15 protein-coding genes and 1 tRNA gene are annotated in these 18,657 nt (G+C 62.5%); 8 read left to right on the forward strand and 8 right to left on the reverse strand.

Annotated elements, in window-relative coordinates; all coding sequences use genetic code 11:
• Nucleotides 1–745, forward strand: a 745-nt coding sequence (locus V7D69_RS13075) for a hypothetical protein (protein WP_333606009.1), incomplete at its 5' end; no start/stop codon positions are given.
• A 10-nt stretch (nt 746–755) separates the two neighbouring features.
• Here the strand turns inward: V7D69_RS13075 and V7D69_RS13080 are convergent.
• From V7D69_RS13080 to V7D69_RS13090, 3 genes are all read right to left on the reverse strand, one after another.
• Entirely contained in the window at nt 756–1,313 is a 558-nt protein-coding gene (locus V7D69_RS13080) for a TIR domain-containing protein (RefSeq protein WP_333606010.1), read from the reverse strand.
• The gene (locus V7D69_RS13085; RefSeq protein ID WP_333606011.1) at nt 1,313–2,173 is read right to left on the reverse strand and encodes a macro domain-containing protein; all 861 of its coding nucleotides are present in this window, start codon (nt 2,171–2,173) and stop codon (nt 1,313–1,315) included. Before V7D69_RS13085 ends, V7D69_RS13080 begins: the two co-directional genes overlap by 1 nt.
• Before the next feature lie 212 nt (nt 2,174–2,385).
• A tRNA-OTHER gene (locus V7D69_RS13090) sits at nt 2,386–2,457 on the reverse strand.
• 104 nt (nt 2,458–2,561) lie between these two features.
• On the opposite strand from V7D69_RS13090, the gene V7D69_RS13095 reads away from it, so the two are divergent.
• Nucleotides 2,562–3,836, forward strand: coding sequence for a tyrosine-type recombinase/integrase (locus tag V7D69_RS13095; RefSeq protein WP_333606012.1), 1,275 nt, complete (start codon nt 2,562–2,564; stop codon nt 3,834–3,836).
• Here V7D69_RS13095 and V7D69_RS13100 read toward each other — a convergent pair.
• A complete protein-coding gene (locus V7D69_RS13100; RefSeq protein ID WP_333606013.1) occupies nt 3,824–4,039 on the reverse strand; it encodes a DUF5818 domain-containing protein in 216 nt (71 codons plus the stop codon). The genes V7D69_RS13095 and V7D69_RS13100 overlap by 13 nt on opposite strands.
• Nucleotides 4,040–4,047: 8 nt before the next feature.
• Complete coding sequence (locus tag V7D69_RS13105; RefSeq protein WP_333606014.1) at nt 4,048–4,710, reverse strand: lytic transglycosylase domain-containing protein; 663 nt, start codon at nt 4,708–4,710, stop codon at nt 4,048–4,050.
• 127 nt (nt 4,711–4,837) lie between these two features.
• Between V7D69_RS13105 and V7D69_RS13110 the strand changes: the two genes are divergently transcribed.
• The 4 genes from V7D69_RS13110 to V7D69_RS13125 all read left to right on the forward strand — a co-directional run bounded on the left by V7D69_RS13110 (nt 4,838) and on the right by V7D69_RS13125 (nt 11,235).
• Nucleotides 4,838–5,734, forward strand: coding sequence for a DUF7146 domain-containing protein (locus V7D69_RS13110; protein WP_442947062.1), 897 nt, complete (start codon nt 4,838–4,840; stop codon nt 5,732–5,734).
• Nucleotides 5,735–5,811: 77 nt separating this feature from the next.
• Nucleotides 5,812–10,044, forward strand: coding sequence for a strawberry notch-like NTP hydrolase domain-containing protein (locus V7D69_RS13115; protein WP_333606016.1), 4,233 nt, complete (start codon nt 5,812–5,814; stop codon nt 10,042–10,044).
• Between the two features lie 61 nt (nt 10,045–10,105).
• On the forward strand, nt 10,106–10,519 hold the full coding sequence (locus V7D69_RS13120) for an MbcA/ParS/Xre antitoxin family protein (RefSeq protein WP_333606017.1): 414 nt from the start codon (nt 10,106–10,108) through the stop codon (nt 10,517–10,519).
• Nucleotides 10,520–10,677: 158 nt separating this feature from the next.
• Nucleotides 10,678–11,235 (forward strand): RES family NAD+ phosphorylase, encoded by a 558-nt coding sequence (locus V7D69_RS13125; protein WP_333606018.1) that lies wholly within the window; start codon nt 10,678–10,680, stop codon nt 11,233–11,235.
• Nucleotides 11,236–11,317: 82 nt separating this feature from the next.
• On the opposite strand, the gene V7D69_RS13130 is transcribed toward V7D69_RS13125, so the two are convergent.
• The 3 genes from V7D69_RS13130 to V7D69_RS13140 are packed head-to-tail and all read right to left on the reverse strand — an operon-like array spanning nt 11,318 to nt 15,934.
• Nucleotides 11,318–14,599: a DEAD/DEAH box helicase gene (locus V7D69_RS13130; RefSeq protein WP_333606019.1), complete on the reverse strand. Its 3,282-nt coding sequence runs from the start codon at nt 14,597–14,599 to the stop codon at nt 11,318–11,320.
• Complete coding sequence (locus V7D69_RS13135; protein WP_333606020.1) at nt 14,592–15,380, reverse strand: hypothetical protein; 789 nt, start codon at nt 15,378–15,380, stop codon at nt 14,592–14,594. Before V7D69_RS13135 ends, V7D69_RS13130 begins: the two co-directional genes overlap by 8 nt.
• A 2-nt stretch (nt 15,381–15,382) precedes the next feature.
• Nucleotides 15,383–15,934: a gamma-glutamylcyclotransferase family protein gene (locus V7D69_RS13140; protein WP_333606021.1), complete on the reverse strand. Its 552-nt coding sequence runs from the start codon at nt 15,932–15,934 to the stop codon at nt 15,383–15,385.
• A gap of 320 nt (nt 15,935–16,254) precedes the next feature.
• Here V7D69_RS13140 and V7D69_RS13145 point away from each other — a divergent pair, with 320 nt between their 5' ends.
• On the forward strand, nt 16,255–18,264 hold the full coding sequence (locus tag V7D69_RS13145) for a ParB/RepB/Spo0J family partition protein (protein WP_333606022.1): 2,010 nt from the start codon (nt 16,255–16,257) through the stop codon (nt 18,262–18,264).
• A 154-nt stretch (nt 18,265–18,418) separates the two neighbouring features.
• On the forward strand, nt 18,419–18,657 hold a 239-nt coding region (locus V7D69_RS13150; protein WP_333606023.1), incomplete at its 3' end, for an ArdC family protein.

Consider the following 18,657-nt stretch of genomic DNA (forward strand, 5'->3'; position numbering starts at 1 on the left):
AACAAACTGGATTCACAACGGGAATCCCTCCGCCCATTTGCGCAACAAAGCCGCCAATACGGAAAAATGGGGCAGTGCCGAAGCGGTGCGGGCCTATCGGGCGGCCGTGTCGAAAGAGGTGGATAGCGTCGTGGTGACGCGCAGCGTCGGCGACGCGCCGCTCTTCGCCAATACGCCGCTCGGCAAAGCGCTGCTCCAGTTCCGCACCTATAACCTCGCCAGCCATCAGCGCGTGCTCTTGCGCGGGATGCAGGAAGGCCGGGCGCACTTCACGAGCATGATGGTGGGCATGACGTCTGTCGGACTACTCTCCGCCTGGCTGCGCGCCTATGCGTCCGGTGGTGAGCGCTTCGAGCGGTTCCGGCAGGCGGCCGAAAATCCCGGCTATGTGCTCGGGGAGGCGCTGGACGCCTCCGGCTTCTTCGCCCTGCCGATCGAGGCGGCCGCTACGGTCGACACCATGACGGGGATCAATCCCGTGAAGGACCCGCTCATGGCCGCTTTTCCCGACGCGCCGCAGGGCGGGAAGGGCATTCGGCGCATTGACGTCGACCCGGTGGGCAAGCTGCTCGGCCCCACGGCCGGTCTAGTCTCCGACGTGTCGAAGGCCGCCGGGGCTCCGATTGGGGCGGCCACTGGCGACGGGATCACCGACAGCCAAGGCGAAGCGGTGAAGCGGCTCGTGCCGTTCCAATCCTATGTCGGGATGCGGCAGGTGCTCGATTTGCTGACGGCCGATGAATGAGAGAGAGAAACTAAGAACTGAAGGTCACGCCCATGCTCTTTTGGGCTTCTTTGGTATAGTAAGTTAGCGAACCTTCTGGCAGGTTGTTTAGGTGAAACTGCCCAATCGCAGTATCGATTACCTTTTGTTTGAAGGGGATGTGAAGCGCACGAACGGTGTTCGCGTCGATTCTTTTTGCCAACGCCGGTGGCCATTCGTCCCTATGGGACTTCGGATTGAGGATGCTTGAATAGCCCGTGTAAACGCAAATGATTGGAATCTTGCAAGTGTCGACCGCATAGGCGATTTCGTAGGGCACAAAGTCGGTGTCGTTCTTTGTGGTTTCTCCAATAATCAGCACCATGTTTTTTGAGTTGTCCAAGCGCTCGCGAAGGCTTCGCATGATCGTCTGCTTGGTGCTGGTGTCGCGCACGGCGGCCACTTTGTCGTGGCTATTGACGAATTTGAACTCGATATCATCGTGTTCATGCCAAGCCTTCAGCATTCGATAATACTTGATATCCGATGCCGTTGGGTCCGTTTTGCCCTCGGCGTGGAACGCGATGTAGGTGCCGTTTCGGTAAGCCATTAGACGATGCTCCAGCCCCGCTTGATTTCGACCAAATCGAGATGCTCGAAGCAGTCGTCAGATAGGTTGATCGTGATCCGCCTCGGCAAGTCGTATTGCTTCCCAAGCTCGGTCAGCTTGAGCGTGATGATCCTCAGCAAATGTTGAGGGGGGATGTTCAAGCTGGCCCGGCCGTTGCCGATCAATGGCATTGCTAACGGATCGCCGTTGCCACGGCTGTCCACCTCTTTGAACGCATCGCTCAATGCGTCCCAAAGGATTGGCACTGTGGAACTGGAGCGATGCGTCGCCAAATCAGTCTTGGATATCGCGACGAGAAATATCTTGTGAGGGCCGCGAGCGATGACGGCAGTTGTCCCGAGCGGGAACCGTGCGGTTTGCCCCTCCGCCCTTTGCACTGGCTCACTTTGCTGCCCCGCTAGCGCCGCGTCGACGTCGCGCCGGAAATTCGCTTCGTTGCCGTTGTAAAGTTTCGCGATGATCTGGCCGTGAAGGGAATTGGCTGACACGATGTTGCCCAAGGTGCTGTCGAAAAATTCGTTCACTCCGATGATCCAATCTGCGGCCTCATCGAAGATGTTCGAAAACTTCAGGGTCAGCGTTGTGTCGGTATTGGGTATCGTGAAGGCGACAGCCCTAGCCTCATATGCAGCAATCAGAAATCCGATAGTCGCGCTGGCTATGGCGAAGACAAGATATGAGGTGCCATGGTTGTCCAGCCATTGATTCGTGTCATGTGAGACGCGCGTCAGAACTTCGGTGACAAGCCACACGGAACCTAGGACGCTTAGAAAGGCAGTGCCGGCGCGTTTCCACCGACGCTTAAGCCCCGTTAGCACCGATTGAATGAATTTAGACATTCACCGCTCCCCCCGAGCGCACTTCGACTTCAAGGTTCCCTGCTAACCGATCTATGCGGTGCGTCGAAGCGACGCGATAAATATTTTTTGGACCGTGGTGGACACGGCTGGACGGTGTAGCGCTCACGGAACCTATATGGAACCTATGGAGCAAGTTAGGTTCCATCCCTTTTCGGGAACCCGCCTTAAACCGTTGCTTTTCTGGGAGATTTTGGTGGACGCACTAGGGCTCGAACCTAGGACCCGCTGATTAAGAGCTGCAATCAGAGGGTCCTAGCGCGTCCGCATGGGTCCAAAAATGGCAGAAATCTGCGATTCATAGTCCGTATTGTTCTTGAAATGTTCGCCAGTATCCAGTACCAAAAGCTACCTAAGGTAGCAGGTACATATGGCGAACAAAGTTGGTTTGACGGATGCTCGGATCGCAGGCTTGAAGGCTCCTGCTACCGGACAAATTGAGCTTGCTGATGGCATCGTGACCGGGCTCCGGCTTCGGATGGGCGCGAGCGGCATCAAGACGTACATCTTGCGCAAGCGAGTTCAAGGTAAATGGTTGAACGTCACGATCGGGCGACATGGCCCGAGCTTCACGCTTGCCAATGCTCGGCGGAAGGCAAGAGATCTCCTCGTTGATGTTGAGCAAGGCAAGAACATCGCCAGAAAGCCCGGCGCGAAGAGGAAGGGATCGAAGGGCGTCGGAACGGTTGCCGAGCTATACGAGATTTACCTGTCCCAGCAGATCGAGGGTAAAAAGCGGAGCGCCAAGGAGTTCGACCGGGTCTTCCGGAAGTACATCGAACCTGAGCTGGGTGACCGGCTCGCCGATTCCATCACTCGAAGCGACGTGAGCCGTTTTGTCGAGAAGATCGCATTCGAGCGGGGCAAGGAAACCCTGACGATGGCGCGCATCGTTTATCGCCATCTCTCGACTTTCTACACTTGGGCACTCACCAGACTCGAGCATTTGCCAGCCAATCCTTGCCGAGATGCTTGGCGTCCCAAGCGAAGCGAGCCTCGCGACCGCGTACTCAGCGATCGAGAGCTCGCCGCACTGTGGCAAGCCGCTGTCGAGGATGGCTTCCCGTTTGGTCATCTTGTGCAAATGCTGATTCTCACAGCCCAGCGCCGCGGAGAGGTGCTCGACGCCACTTGCGACGAGTTCGACTTCAAGGGGAAGGTTTGGACCGTACCGGGAGACAGAGCGAAAAACGGCAAGGCAAATGTGGTACCGCTATCCGCGCAGGCCCTCGCAGTCGTCACCGACATCTTTGCGGCCGCGGGGATCGCGCCTGACGACGCTCACAAGCAATCCCAAATTCTATTGGCATCCAAGGTCACCAACACGAACAGTGTCAGTGGGCTGTCAAAGGCCTGGAAGCGGATTAGGGCAAGCGTGGACGAGAAGCTCGGCTATGACGCCGGTCATTTCACCATGCATGACATTCGCCGGACAGTGGCAACCGGGCTGCAGAGGCTTGGAATACCGCTGGTCGTTTCGGAAGCTGTTCTCAATCATCAATCGGGCTCGGCAATGGCCGGTGTCGCCGGGGTTTATCATCGGCATCAGTACACCAATGAGAAGCGCGAAGCTCTCGCAATATGGGGCAGGGAGGTTCTCCAACTCGTCGCGAAATATCCGCCGCAGGAGAATCAGGAAGGATGACTGTCCGCGCCAATCCAGTCGGCGCGTAGGCGATCCATCCCTGCAACAACGCCTTCAACGATCACCTTCGAGCCGATGAGATCGTCCGCAACTTCCTCGCCTTCGACGATCCAGACCTCGTCAGCTTTCGTGGTCAGGATCATCCCGCGCCTGCCGCGGCTCAGCATTCCTGACACGCGTATTCGACCGGAACTCACAACCATCCCCCTGCTCAGAAGCGCCAATGACGCAGCACATCGCGCACATAGGCCGGTGTCTCGCCATTGCGTGGGATACCGCCAGCTCGCTCGACGGCGCCAGGGCCTGCATTGTAGGCAGCGAGGGCCAGATGCACTACCCCGAACTTGTCGAGCATCTGGCGGAGATACCGCGCCGCGCCAAAGATGTTCGCCATTGGATCGAAGCGGTTTGAAACGCCAAGGTCGCGGGCGGTCGCCGGCATCAACTGACCCAGGCCAGCGGCACCAGCCTTGCTGATCGCCAAAGGATTATATCGGGACTCCGTCCATACCAACGCGTCGAGAAGGCCCGCCGGCAACGCATATTGCGTTTCCGCGGCATAGACATGGGGAAGGTAGCTTGCCCGACGAAATCCTGACGGCCCCCTGCTTTCGGCCTTTGCATAGCGATAGGGGAGGTAGGCCCGGCCCGCTTCAAGGTTAGAGGCAGCGGCCGTAGTGATATTCTGAGGACCCTGCCAGATCCCGTGTTCGACCAATTGAAAACCGTTCGACGCCTCGGCCACGCGGAAGCCGTCAGGTCGAATCTCAGGTGACGCAACAGCTTCAGGGGCCGTTTCCTCCTGCGCCTGAGCGGGGACGACGAACGCCAATCCCGCCACCGCCGCTGTGATCGTTGCCCATCTCAGTCTCATATCGCGATTCCTTCTCTGGCCGAATCGAGTGAGAACATATATAGAACACGTCATGTAGGAAAACGCATTGGCAGCAGCGCAGAGCGGAGGCTGCGCGGGTGGAGGCATGTCACGATGGAGATGCCCCATGTCCCAGGTTCAAGGTCGCGAAACGCTCGAAGCCCGCGCTCGTAAGATTGTCGAGGCGCTGAGCGGGACATGGTCGCGCTCGCGCGGTATGTGTTGCTGCCCGGCCCACGCTGATCGTACCCCCTCGCTCAGCATCACGCTCGGCAAGCGCGCGATCTTGGTCCATTGCTTCGCCGGCTGCACCAACGAGGCAGTCATGCAGGGCATGGCCAAGCATGGGGTGCGGATCTCGGACCTCTTCGACGGGACGGGCGGCCCCGTAACATCCAAGCCGCGTCACGAAATCGCCGACCGCAACGCGCTGAGGCTGTGGCGCGAGGCCTCGCTCCTCGCAGGCAGCCCGGCCGCCCGCTACCTCGCCGGACGAGGCATCACGATCTCATCTTCCGACCTGCGCTTTCATCCGCGCATGCCGCTGGGCCCGAAGGGCGCGGTGCGGTTCTTACCGGCCTTGGTGGCAGCGGTACGCAACGACGCCGGTATTCTGGCTCTGCACCGAACCTTCCTCGATACCGATAGCGACCGTCTCGCCACATTCGAGCAGCCCAAGCGCGCGCTAGGCAGTCCCGGCTCCGGTGCCGTGCGCCTAGCTAACCCGCTCGGTGGCCGCCTTGGTCTTGCCGAAGGAAATGAGTCCGCGCTCTCGGCAATGCAGATGTTCGGCATTCCCTGCTGGGCGACGCTCGGCAACGAGCGGTTTGGCTTGGTAACAATCCCGGAATCGGTGCGCGAACTCCATCTCTTCGTCGACAACGATGCCGGTGGCCTGCTTGCCGAAGAACGCGCGCGTGAAGCCTATGCCTGCGAGGATCGTCGGATTGTCACCAGGCGCCCTGAACGGACCGACGAGGACTGGAACGACGTGCTGATGCGGCGATTGCGCGTAACGGTTTGAGCGTCACAGAGAGGAAAGATGGCTTGGGGCCTTTTGAGGCCCCCGGACGGACTTGGGCCTCGTCAGGAGGTTCCACCATGTCTCATGCTTCACCCGCTTTCGCATTTCCCATCCCCGCCGAACCGCAGGTGCTGGCCGCGGCCAGGTCGCTGGCTGCCCGGATCGGTGCCGATCAGGCTATCTCCCGCGCCGTTCTGAACGCCACGATGCGCGAGCATTTCGGCGGCAGCGATGCCGAAGGCCGCTGGTCGGTGCGAGATGCCCATGCCGTGCTCGAATTGGCCCAGGTGCTATTCTTGGCTGACGAGTCCGAGCTCGTCACCGCTGTGTCGCCTGAATTGGCCGATCGGACCTTTTCTCGCTTGGAAGCGCTGGTGCCGAGCCAGACCACTCGCAGCGACGAGCAGATCGAATGGCAACAGTTCGCAACGCCGCCCCGCATCGCCTGGCTCGCCGCCCGGGCCTGCGGGATTTCTGCCGGAGAATTGGCGCTCGAACCCTCGGCTGGGACCGGGATGCTGGCGGTTTGGGCCGCGAAGTCCCGCGCTCGCCTCGCGCTTAATGAAATTTCACCGCTGCGCCGTGAGTGCCTTGGGGCTCTGTTCCCGGCGGCGAGCGTGACCGCCTACGATGGCGAACTGATAGATGAGCTGCTCGATCCGCTGGTCGCACCAAGCGTGGTGCTGATGAACCCGCCCTATTCGCACGGGATTGAGCGCGGCCACGACGGACACACCGGTGCGCGGCACCTACGCTCGGCCTGGAAGCGGCTGCTTCCCGGCGGTCGCCTCGTCGCGGTGATGCCCGAATGGTTTGATCTGCCGCGCTTCCTTGTCGGCATCACCGGCCCAGTGGCGCTGCGGCTCAACGCCGCGATCGAGCGCGGTTTCGTCAAGCAGGGCACCTCGATCACCACCCGGCTTTTGGTGCTCGACAAGGTCGATGGCGGCGATAGTCCGGTCATCGCCAAGCCGGTGAACTTTGCCGAGCTCTGCTTCCTGGTCGGCCTTTTGCCTGATCGCACGGGGCAGATTGCTGAGCCGATCATCGTTGCAAGACCGGCGCTCCCGCTGCGGCTCGTCGCACAGCCGAGCAAACCGGTCCCGCTCGTGGTTCGGCCCGTCGCGGCCGCACCGTCGATCCAGCCGCTGGTTTACCAACCGCTCGATGCGCCCGCGCCGATCGCCGAGCAGGTTGGGCACTATCTGCCTTACCGACCGAGCCGCATCGCGATCGCCGGCGCTGTCGAACATCCGACGCCACTGGTGGAATCGGTCGCGATGGGCTCGATCACCGCGCCGGTGCCCGAGGCGGTGCCGCAGCTGCCTTCCGATCTTATCACCAAAGGCGTTCTCTCCGCCGCGCAGACCGAGACGCTGATCTATGCCGCGAACGCCCATGCCCGGGATCTTTCGGGCAGGTTCGAGCCCGACGACAAGGGCTGCGTGCTAAAGGCGAGCGCCGAGGGCCGGACCTACCGGATGGGCTACTTCCTTGGCGACGGGACCGGCGCGGGCAAAGGCCGGCAGGTTGCCTCGGTCATTCTCGATCGCTGGGTGAGGGGCGAGCGCCGCCATATCTGGATTTCGAAGAACGAAGCGCTGCTCGAAGACGCGCGCCGCGACTGGAGCGCGCTTGGGGGCCTGCCTATCGACGTCCAGCCGCTCGGGCAATGGAAGCTCGGGGTCCGGGTCGGGATGCGCGAGGGCATCCTCTTCGTCACCTATCCGACCCTTCGCTCAGGCCGCAGCGATGCGACCCGGCTCGAGCAGATCCTCGAATGGGCGGGTGACGACTTCGACGGGGTGATCGTCTTCGACGAAGCCCACGCCATGGCCAACGCCGCGGGCGGTGAAGGCTCACGCGGCAAGGTCAAGGGATCGGAGCAAGGCGTCGCCGGGGTGCGGCTTCAGAACCTGCTGCCGCGCGCCCGCGTGCTCTATGCCTCGGCAACCGGGGCGTCAGACGTCAACAATCTCGCCTATGCGACCCGGCTTGGCCTCTGGGGACCGGAAACCGCCTTCGCCAACCGCGAGGCCTTCGTCGCCGACATCCGCGATGGCGGCATTGCCGCGATGGAACTGGTCGCCCGCGATCTCAAATCGCTAGGGCTCTACACCGCGCGAGCGCTGTCGTTCGCCGGGGTCGAATACGAGATCCTCGAACATTGCCTCTCCGTCGACCAGATCGCGGTCTACGACGCTTATGCCGAAGCCTGGGCGATCATCCATGCCAACCTGCGCGATGCTCTGGAGGCGACCCGGATTGTCGATGCCGACAGCGGAGACACCCTGAACTCAGGGGCCAAGGCGGCTGCGCTCTCGATCTTCGAGGGCACCAAGCAGCGGTTCTTTGCGCAATTGCTGCTCTCGATGAAGTTGCCGAGCCTGCTACCGGCAATCGAAACGACACTTGCCGAAGGCAATGCCGCGGTGGTGCAGCTCGTCTCGACTGCGGAGGCCATGCTCGATCGCCGCCTCGCCGACCTTACCGATGCCGAACGTGAAGCGCTTGAGATCGACCTTTCTCCCCGCGAATACGTGATCGACTACCTCACCAAGAGCTTTCCGGTGCGGTTGATGGCGGTATTCAAGGACGAGAACGGCAATCCGCGCTCCGAGCCGATGGTCGACGATGCCGGCGCCCCGGTGCTGTGCCGCTCGGCGCTCGACGCGCGCGACAGAATGATCGAGCAACTCTGCGCGTTGCCGCCGATCGCCACCGCGCTCGGTGCGATCATCGAGCGGTTCGGGACCGACCAGGTAGCCGAGGTCACCGGGCGAACCCGTCGGCTGATCGTCGGACGCGATGGGCGCCAGCAGCTTCAATCCCGTAGCCCCCGTGCCAATGTCGCCGAGACACAGGCGTTCATGGACGGCTCGAAGAAGGTTCTGGTCTTCTCTGACGCCGGCGGTACGGGCCGCAGCTATCATGCCGACCTTGCGGCGAAGAACCAGGCGCGCCGCGTCCATTTCCTGCTTGAGCCGGGCTGGCGCGCCGATGCCGCCATCCAGGGACTCGGGCGGACCAACCGCACCAACCAGGCCTCGGCGCCGCTGTTCCGTCCCGTCACCACCGATGTGCGCGGCGAGCGGCGGTTTATCTCGACCATCGCTCGACGGCTTGACAGCCTCGGCGCGCTAACCCGCGGTCAACGCCAGACCGGGGGGCAGAACCTGTTCGATCCCGCCGACAATCTCGAAAGCTCCTATGCCAAGGAGGCGCTTCACCGCTGGTTCGGCTTGCTGTTCACCGGCAAGCTCGACGCCGTGAGCCTTGCGCGGTTCGAGCAACTGACCGGGCTCAGGATCGAAGGCCCCGACGGATCGATGGTCGACGACCTGCCGACGATCCAGCGCTGGCTCAACCGCATACTCGCGCTGCCGATCGCCCTGCAGAACGGCATCTTCGACGAGTTCCTTGGACTCGTCGAAGCGCGGATCGATGCCGCCCGGCAGGCAGGCACGCTCGAACTCGGGGTCGAGACCATCGCGGTCGAGCACTTCGAGGTGCTCTCCGACACCCTGCTGCGCACCGATGCGCTCTCGGGCGCGACCACGCACCTTCTCGAACTCGAGATCGCCCGCGCGTTGAAGCCCTTGGGCCTCGCGCGGCTTGAGGAGCTCTACGGTCTCTCGGGCGAGCGCCAGCAGTTGCTGCGCAATGCTCGCTCGGGCCGGATTGGGCTATTGGTTCCGGCACGCAGCCTGCTTGCCGACGACGGCACGCGGGTTGCCCGCTTTGAACTGGTCCGGCCCTTGAAGCACGGCCATCTAACCGCCGAGCAGCTTGAGGAAAGCAACTGGGAGCCCGTCGATTTCGCCGAGTTTCGTCGCCTCTGGCAAGCTGAGGTCGATGAAGCCGCCGCGAGCCACAAGCGCGAACGACTGCATCTCGCGACTGGGCTGCTGCTGCCGGTCTGGGACAAGCTCCCTTCCGACTACGTTCGGGTCAGTCGGATCTCCGCTCGCGACGGGCGCTCGCTATTGGGTCGCGAAGTGCCACTCCACTGCGTTCCCGAACTCTGCCAGGCCCTGGGTCTGGAGGACGAACACGCGTTCTCGGCCGAGCAGATCGTCGACGCTGTGCTCACCGGTGGCCGGCCGATGGAGGTCAAGGGCCACGAGGCGCTCACCCTCAAGCGCAGCCTGGTCAACGGGACGCAGCGGCTCGAGCTTGCCGGTTGGTCGGCGGCACGGCTTGACTGGTACAAGGCGCAAGGCTGTTTTTGCGAGATCATCCGCTATCAGACGCGGCTGTTCGTGCCGACGACAGGCGCTTCGGGTATCCTCGCGCGGCTTTGCCAGTAGCTGCAACGCATATTGCCAAATGGCAACCAATGGATTATATAGTGCCATATGGAGAGCCGCCATGCTTGTTTTGCAACCCGTTGATACCGCCCCTCAGGCGTTTCGGCCTGATCCTGTCACGCAGGAGGAGGCCGCCGCGATGTTCCGCGCGGCACTGAACCTGTTTGGCAAGTGGGAACTTACCGACGAACAGGCGGCGACGCTGCTTGACATGCCAGTGCGCTCCTATCGTCGCTGGAAGGCTGAAGGGCCCGGCCGGGTCTCGCGCGATGGCGCGGCTCGCCTCTCCAACTTGATGGGCATTCACAAGGCGCTACGGATCGTCTTTTCGGAAGCCCAGCGCGGTTATACCTGGATCAAGGCAGACAATAGCGCATTTGCCGGATCGAGCGCACTTGATGTCATGCTCGGCGGCGAACTCACCGACATCATGCGCGTGCGCCGCTACCTCGACGCCGAGCGCGGTGGCTGGTGACGGCTGCAGAACAAGGCCCTGTCTCCCATGTTAAGTGGAAAGGCGCTGTTAGGATCCTCCGCAGCGCCTTTCCGCCGATTGACCTGTTCGAAGACATAGCTGACCCCGCTGACTGGCCGCTGCTAATCTCGGCAGAGCAAAAGACCAATCCACGCATCATGGCGACGATCGGTAATCTCGATCTCGTGCCAGTTGACCGCCGGGTGGGCGGCAACGGCGCGTCCTATCTGATGGCGCCGTTCACCCACGTCAGCATGGACCGGCCAAGCCGATTCACGGATGGCAGCTACGGCGTCCTCTATGTCGGAAATGTCTTCGAGACGGCCTTGTTCGAAACCATCCATCACCATGCCCGGTTCATGGCCCGGACCGCCGAAGCACCTGGTTGGACCTCTCAGTTCCGGGAGATTGTCATGTCGGTCAGTGCCGACCTGCACGACCTGAGAGGGACCGAGCTCGCCAATCCCGCACTTGATCCCGACAGCTATGTGGCATCCCAGAGGCTTGCGGCGGCCCTTAAGGCGGGTGGGGCCAATGGAGTGGTCTATCCGAGCATCCGGCATCCCGGAGGGGAATGCGTCGGACTGTTCTACCCTGACTGCGCGTCCGAACCCGTCCAGGGCCGCCATCTCGACTATCATTGGGATGGGACGCGCGTCGATCTGGTGCGCGATGCGGGGACGGGCGCGGTCTTTCGTGTGGTTCATACCGCCTGAACCGAAACCATTTTGGCCCGGTTGAAGGAGAGGGAGCTGCTCGTCTGCTTCGCGCCCAATCTTGGTCATTGGAGACCGTGCTTCAATCGCTCGAAAGCGGGTTCGATGACGCGTCAGCGATTGATCCAATGGCGGAGAGATCGAGCGACCCAAATGCGAGGACGGCATCGAGATGGCGCATGACCTGCTCGAAATCGAAGCCCAGCACCGGCGGGCGATCCCCGACCGTTTCAGCAAACGCGCGGTGCAGAAGGACCCGCGAGCGAGCGCTTGGGGTTCGGTAGGCGAACGCGACTTTCTCAGGTGAGTCAAGACCGCGCCGGATCGCGTAGGCCAAGATTTCAAGCACCGCTGGATTTGCGGCGACCTTTTCCTTGGCCGTGAGCGTCTGGCGGATAACCTCTGCGGCCGCAGCGGCGACCATGTAGAGCTGTCGGTTGGCGATCCGATTGATCAGGTCGCGGGTGCGCTTGCAGACCCCAATCTTGGCCGCTGGAACGCCAAGGGATGTCTCGATGCGATAGAAGGGCTCGCCTTTAAGCCACGCGGCCAGCGCGGTCTTGAGCAGCTCCATCTCCGCAGCCGTGCTGTCGCCGCCGGTCTTCTTCCCGCGCGTCACGGCCTTGACCGTTTCGACAGCTGATCCGAACAGCAAGGCATAGCTAGCCCGATCGGCGATCATGAAGTCGATCAGCCATTCCATCCAACCGCACACGGTAGAGGGCAATGCGTCGATTTCAGCTTCAACTTTTGCCGCAATCGCCGCGAGTGGCTCGACCGAAAGCCCAGTGAAGGCGGCGATCTGCATCACCGGTGCCGACGTCTCTTCGTTGGCGGTATCGAGCGCGGTCTTCAACGCACCGAGCTTTTCGTCGAAGGCGGCGTCCTCCTTGGCTTGCCGTGCCTGGTAGCCGGCGAAGGAACGGCTGATCATCTCAACCGCCTTGTCGACGGCGGTGTCTTCCGCTTCGCCCGCGCGAAGTCGGCTCAGGAGGTAGCGTACACCCGCACCAGAGAGTTCGCCGGCCTGAATGCGGTCAAGCAATGGGGTCAGCGGATCGTCGATCTTCACGCATTGATCGTTCTCTGGCAGCACCGCCCTCAGCATCTTGAAGGCTTCGCTTTCGGGGACCGAGTTGGCGTCGAATTGCACCACGGGTTCCGGGATTAGCAGCACTGTGCCGTTCGCCAGATGGCCAGCCCGTCCCGCACGACCGGCCGCGTTCAATATCTCATGACCTTCGAGCGGTTTGCGGCCTTCTTCATTGTGGCGCATCGTGCCCGCCAGGATGGCGACTTGCGCCGGAAGGTTCATGCCTTGCGCCAGCGTCGGGGTCGCGATGATGACGTTAACGCCTCCCGCCTTCTTGAATACCGATTCCGCGAGCCGGCGCTCGAGCGGGATCATGTCTCCGTTGTGCGGGATTGCGGGCGCGGTTGGGTCGAACAGCGAGCAGCTTGCGGCGCCGAGTTCCGCCACCGCGTCCACCCAGAGACCATTTTCGGTCTCGGTGAGATCGGGTGGAGAAGGCAGCTTGCCGCGAAGGCGCTTCGCCGTGGTCGGCGCGTGGTCGGCTTGCTGGACGAACATGATTGTCTTCAGTCCAGCGGCGGCAGCGCTTTTGGCCAGCGCCGCTCCCACATCATTCGCGTTTGGGCTCGCGCCGCCAGTCCCATGCCCGAGTATGACGGGCACATCAGAAAGCCGCACGAGCCGCGTGTCGGTCGCGACGGTCTCTACCCAGGCATGATGCAGCCCGAACAATGCATAGGCGTCGGCATTGAGGGGTGGTGCCTTATAGGCCGCCTTGAGCCGTTTCTTGCGCCGCACGACCACGTTCGCGGCATCGACTTGCGCCTTCGGATAGATCACCACGCCGCGTGCCTGCCGGCTCGGCTTCCAGGGGTCATGAAAGCCGATGCAGGGACGCCCGGTTATCGTCTCAAGCCAATCCGCCACCTCTCCGGCATTTTTCAGCATCGCCGAAAGCAACAGGAGATCGGCGTTCGGCGCGCGTTTGATGGCGTGGAGCAGGCACAGCATCGCGTCGACGCTCCGGGACCCGCCGCCATCGGGACTCAACAGATGGCATTCATCGAAGACCAGCAGGCCAAGATCGCTCATGTCGGTCTCGGTGAAGCTCAGCAGCGCCAGGCATCGCTCGGGCGTCATCACTTCGATCGATTCGAGCTCCGGTCCGCGGATTAGCGCTGTGAGGTCGCCATCGGCCGACACGACGCTGTCGATCAGACTCTCCGGAAAGCTCTCGGCCAGATCATCACGAAGCTGGTCGACCAGAGCCAAGGTGGGGACGAGGAAGATGACCTTCTTGCCGGCCGACAGGGTCGAGGCGATCTTCAACTCTGAAAGCGTAGTCTTGCCAGCGCCGGTCGGCAGCACCAGCACCGCTGACTTGCCGACATCCAGAAAGTGCGTGGCCACGGCGGATCGGTGGTTCGGCCAAAGCACCGGCTTGCTCGATGCGCGGTGGCGAACCCATAGCTTCCACGAATTCTCTTCTGCACCCAGGGGCGGTGGGATTCGAGTCACGCCAGCGTCCTCAAGCCCGTCGGCGGCGTGGATGAGCAAGCGGGCCAGATGGCGCGGCCCCGCATAGCTGGAGGTGATGTTCAGTCCGGTGTCCGGCAGATCGAGCGAGCGGGTTGCGAGTTCCACCACCCGGGCGAAGGCTTGCTGGGGCGTGTCGAACGGCCGGTAGGCGAGCTCGACAAGGGGCCGATCGAGCAAGCGTGCGACCATCTGCACCAAGCCGCTCCAGCACAATCCATACAGGGCCTGCGTCGCTCGTTCGTCAAAGGGCGCATCGGCCCCAGGTCGTAATCCGGTCAAACGGCCGGCTCGTTCGAGGATCGCTTCAAATCGCTCCAAGGCTAAGTCTTCGACGCTTTCGACCAGAGCGCCGCGATGGATGTCTTCGAGACGGGGGCCGGCGAGGTCACGAGCGGCTTCCCGCGCATCGGGGCTCTGCTCGGCGATCAGGAAGAGGAGCGGTGCCGATACGCGTGGATCGATGGCTCGCGTGGTCAGGAGTTGATCGCGATCCTCGAGATCTGGACGGATTCTGCCCAGCAACTGATAGGCGGTCGCTGCGACGAAAGCGGCGGCCCGGCGTTCGTGATCTTCCGCGCCGCTGTCGACGAGCGCTTCGTAAATGGTCGCGATCCGCTCGATGCGTTCGAGCTGAGCGAGATAGTCGGGCTGCTCGGCGAGCGATGCCGCGCGCAGCCTGAGGCCGGCCAGCTCGGCGTAGATTCCGGTCAGTTCTTGCGGCAGCATCGCCGGATCGACGCCCGCAAGAGCGGGCGCGCTCCGGATCAAGGCTGCGGTTTGCGCGTCAAACATCGAACGTCACGATCCTCGCCCAGACACGATCGGCGAAATCGGCAAACCAGGCCCGAACGTCGTCGAGCGGGAGCGTGTTACCGCCGCGCACCTCCAACGACACCTGAAGCGAGTCATAGTCCTTGAACAACGCGACGCATTTGGCCGCCGGAAACTGCGACGGCGAGACGGTCAGAGACGCTTCAAACGCCAGTGGGCGGGTCTGTATAAGCGTGTCATATGCCGTCTTGAGTTCAATTCCGTTGAATCCGTAGCTTTCCAGCAAGGCCAGAACTGCTTGGGCCAACTGATTGTCGCGCTCGCCCGAAATGTACTGGCGGAACGACTTCAGCACCTGACTCTGGAATTTTTGCCGAGCGTGGATCGTGCATTTGTATTCGTAGACCGTCGCTTTTGTGAGCGTCTTCGACGCTTGGTCGACCGTAACTTTGACGCCATCGGTGCCTTGGTTGGTCGCCTTGAGATGCGAATTGTCGATCTTCTCGTCGCCCGTCTTGCCCTTGCGGGCAGCGACCCAGCAGATGATCTCGAACAAGAGACCATCGCGATGTTCGATGCCCTTGTCCGTTGTCGGATGCAGGTCCTTGTCGAGCGTCTCTTTCAGCTTTGCCGTGATCTTCGGCGGCACCAATTGCGTGCCTTCGAGGATCAGCGCGGCGTGGAAGGCTTGGCCGACCAACACCAGCGCGACCAGCTGTGCAAGATCGTCGGGGACATCGACGATCCACTGTGCTCCCTCGCATTGGGGGGGCGCTGACATAGGATTTAGGGTGATCGGCACGCTTATCCCAGACTTTCAAGGAACTTTCGGTAATCCTCGATGCCATGCTCTCGCATCGCCTGGATCGCTGCGACGCGGGTTTTTCGATCCAAATCGGTGTCTTCGACGAAGAGCGTGCTCCTTAGCGCGGTGATATGGGCTGCATCCAGCCCGTGATGTTCGGCGCCAGCAATGACAGTCGCGAGGTACCAATCGAAAGGCTGTAGCGCTGGGTCCAGCGAGGTGCCGAGATAGGTGCTGGTCGGAATGGTGGCTCCTTCGACGGCGAAAGCATCGGCGCGCCGGTAGCCAAAACCCACCCCCTCGTGCTGGTCCAAGTGCTCTCGCTCGGCCAGATCAATCTCGAAAATGACGCCGGGAATGGCGGAATTTGGGGCGGCAACCAGTGTCGCCTTGCCCGAACCGTCCTTACTCGCCTTGGAGAATTCGAGGCTCCATGCGCGCGCAACGCCCAGCCCCACGGCCTTTGCCGATGGACAACGGCCAAGCAGCCGTGCTGGCAACATGTTGGAGCCATACGCGAAGTAGAGAAACGTCATCGGCCAAGATTTCATTGAAGAGCACCCTCACGCATATCTGATTAGCCGAGCGGCGGGGAATGACCAATCAGAATGACGTGAGGCCTCGCGCATCCCCAAAAATAGTCTGGAGTATCGAGCGATCTTTCGTCGCGGATCTTGGTGCAACGAAGCGAAAAGCGGCGCCGTCTAATTTCCCTCCGGTCCAATAGCAACTTATCGGACATAGATTGACCTAAGCAGACTGTCCGCAGCCGGCCCAGCTGCAGACATGAGAGGGGAGGAGGCTTTGCCCTGATTGAGCCGTTTGGGCGTCGATGGTCGATGCGCTGGGCTCGCAATCAGGAGTATGTGCCATGATCAAGACGATCCCGCTGAACAAGCTGGTTCCTTCGCCGCGCAATGTCCGCCGGCATAACGACCCGGCGGCCGACGCCGAGCTCAAGGCCAGCATTGCTGCCCGCGGGCTGCTGCAGAACCTCATCGTGCGCCCGGGTGCCAAGGGCAAGTTCGAGGTCGAGGCCGGCGAGCGCCGCCGCAAGGCGATGCTGGCGCTGGCGGACGACAAGGTCCTGCCCAAGGACCACGAAGTGACCTGCCTCGTGCTCGAAGACACCGCCGAAGGCGCCATCGAGACTAGCCTGGCGGAGAACTTCCACCGCCTGGCGATGAACCCGGCCGACGAGGCCCAAGCCTTCGCATTGCTGATCGAGGCGGGCGCCTCGATCGAGGATGTGGCGCGCCGTTTCGGCCTGACCGTCCGTTTCGTCGAAGGCCGCCTGCGCCTCGCCAAGCTCGCACCGGTCGTGTTCGAGGCGCTGGCTTCAGGCGAAATCACGCTCGACCTCGCCAAGGCCTACGGCGCCACTTCGGACCAGGCGATCCAGGCCCGGGTCTTCGAGCAGGTCTCGACCGGCTATTATGCCCCGAACACGGACTCGATCCGCCGCATGGTGCTCTCGGGCACGGTGCGAGGTAGCGACCCCCGTGCCCGGCTCGTTGGACGCGATGCCTATATCGCCGCCGGTGGCCCGATCGAGCGCGAGTTGTTCGATGACGAGGACAGCGAAGCCTGGGCCGATGTTGCGTTGCTGGAGACCCTCGCCGCTGCGAAGATGGAGGAACAGGCGAAGGTCCTTGCCGACGAGCAGGGCCTTGCGTGGGTCAAGCCGACGCTCGATCCCTACGCCAGCCATGACCTCGTCGAGGGGCTGGTTCGGCTTCCGGCCGAACCTGCGCCGCTCACCGAAGCCGAACTCGCCCGGCTCGATGAGCTCGACACGTCGTACGATGAACATGCCGCCATTCTCGAGGACGAGGATAGTGCCGAGGAAGCCGTGGCCGCGGCCGAAGCGGCGATCGAGGCGATCGAACGCGAGTGTCAGGATATCCGGGCGCGTCCGCCGGTGATTGCGCCCGAACTGAAGTCCGAGGCAGGGATGATCCTCGTGCTGTCGCGCGATGGCACGCCGATGCTCCAGCCGGTGTTCTACGGCGAACGGGAGGCCGACGGCGGAAACGATGATGCGGTCGAGATCGTGTCGGGCGAAACCGGGGAGGGCAAGCGCCGCACGGCGCTGTCGAAGCGCCTTGTCGACGAACTCGCGATGCAGCGCCGCGACGTCCTTGCGCTCCATGTCGCGTCCGATCCCGGTCTCGCGCTCGACCTGATGGTCTTCACGCTCGCCGACGCCGATACGCTCGACTACCGGGCGCGTTCGGCAACGACACTGCGGGGCGGCACACCTGCCGGCCCGATCATCGGGTTTGAGGCAAAGGATGCCGCGGCGAGCGCCTCGCTCGCCGAGTTCAAGTCAGGCCTCGACGAGAACTGGCGCGGCGGCGCGGACGTGTCGGAGCGGTTCGACCGGTTCCGGGCACTTTCCGACGAAGCCCGTGCCACTTGGCTCGGTCACGTCGTCGGCCGCACCTTGGAAGCAAGTCTCAATATGGCCGGCGAGCGCAGGATCGACTTCCACGATCATCTGGCCACCCTGATCGGCATCGACATGGCCGCCTGGTGGCGCCCGACCGCGGCGAACTACTTCGACCGGGTGTCGAAGGCGGTGATCCTCGACGCGTTGGCTGCGGTCGGCGGTCCGGACCTGTCGAGCCGGTTCGCCTCGGTCAAGAAGGGTGATCTCGCGATGAGCGCCGAGCGCGTTTTCGCCGGGACCTACATCACCGAAGTCGAGGTGCGCGAACGCGCGCTCGCCTGGGTGCCCGAGGTCATGCGCTTTGCAGGTGTAGCGACCGTCGAGGTCGAAGCGGACGATGAGCATATCCCTGAGCCCACCGGCGAGGCCGTCGCGAGCGCCGAAGGCGGCAACGACGACAATCGGACCCCTCGCGAGCTGGCTGCCTGACCTCCTCCTGACAGGTAGACGACTCGCCCCTCTGAAGCGGTCCCTTGGCTTTGCCCAAGGGGCCGCTTCCTTCTTGGGAAGAGAGCGGAGGGAGCTCGAGGCTGAGCGGAGCTGACCGGCGAACCTGCCGGCAGACCACATCAGGAGACACCTCATGGCTTATCGCAAACCCTCGCCCGGCGGATTGTCGCCCGCGACCCGCATCACCCAGGAGATCATCGCCCGGCTCGAAGCCGGGACCAAGCCGTGGGTCCAGCCCTGGCGCGGCGTGCCCGTGTCGCGGCCCTTGCGTGCTTGCGGCATTCCCTATCGCGGCATGAACGTATTCTGGCTGTGGATGGTCGCCGACATGTGCGGCTACGCCTCGCCTTACTGGATGACCTACAACCAGGC

The sequence above is a fragment of the Novosphingobium sp. genome (genome assembly GCF_036733805.1).
Lineage (GTDB): Bacteria > Pseudomonadota > Alphaproteobacteria > Sphingomonadales > Sphingomonadaceae > Novosphingobium.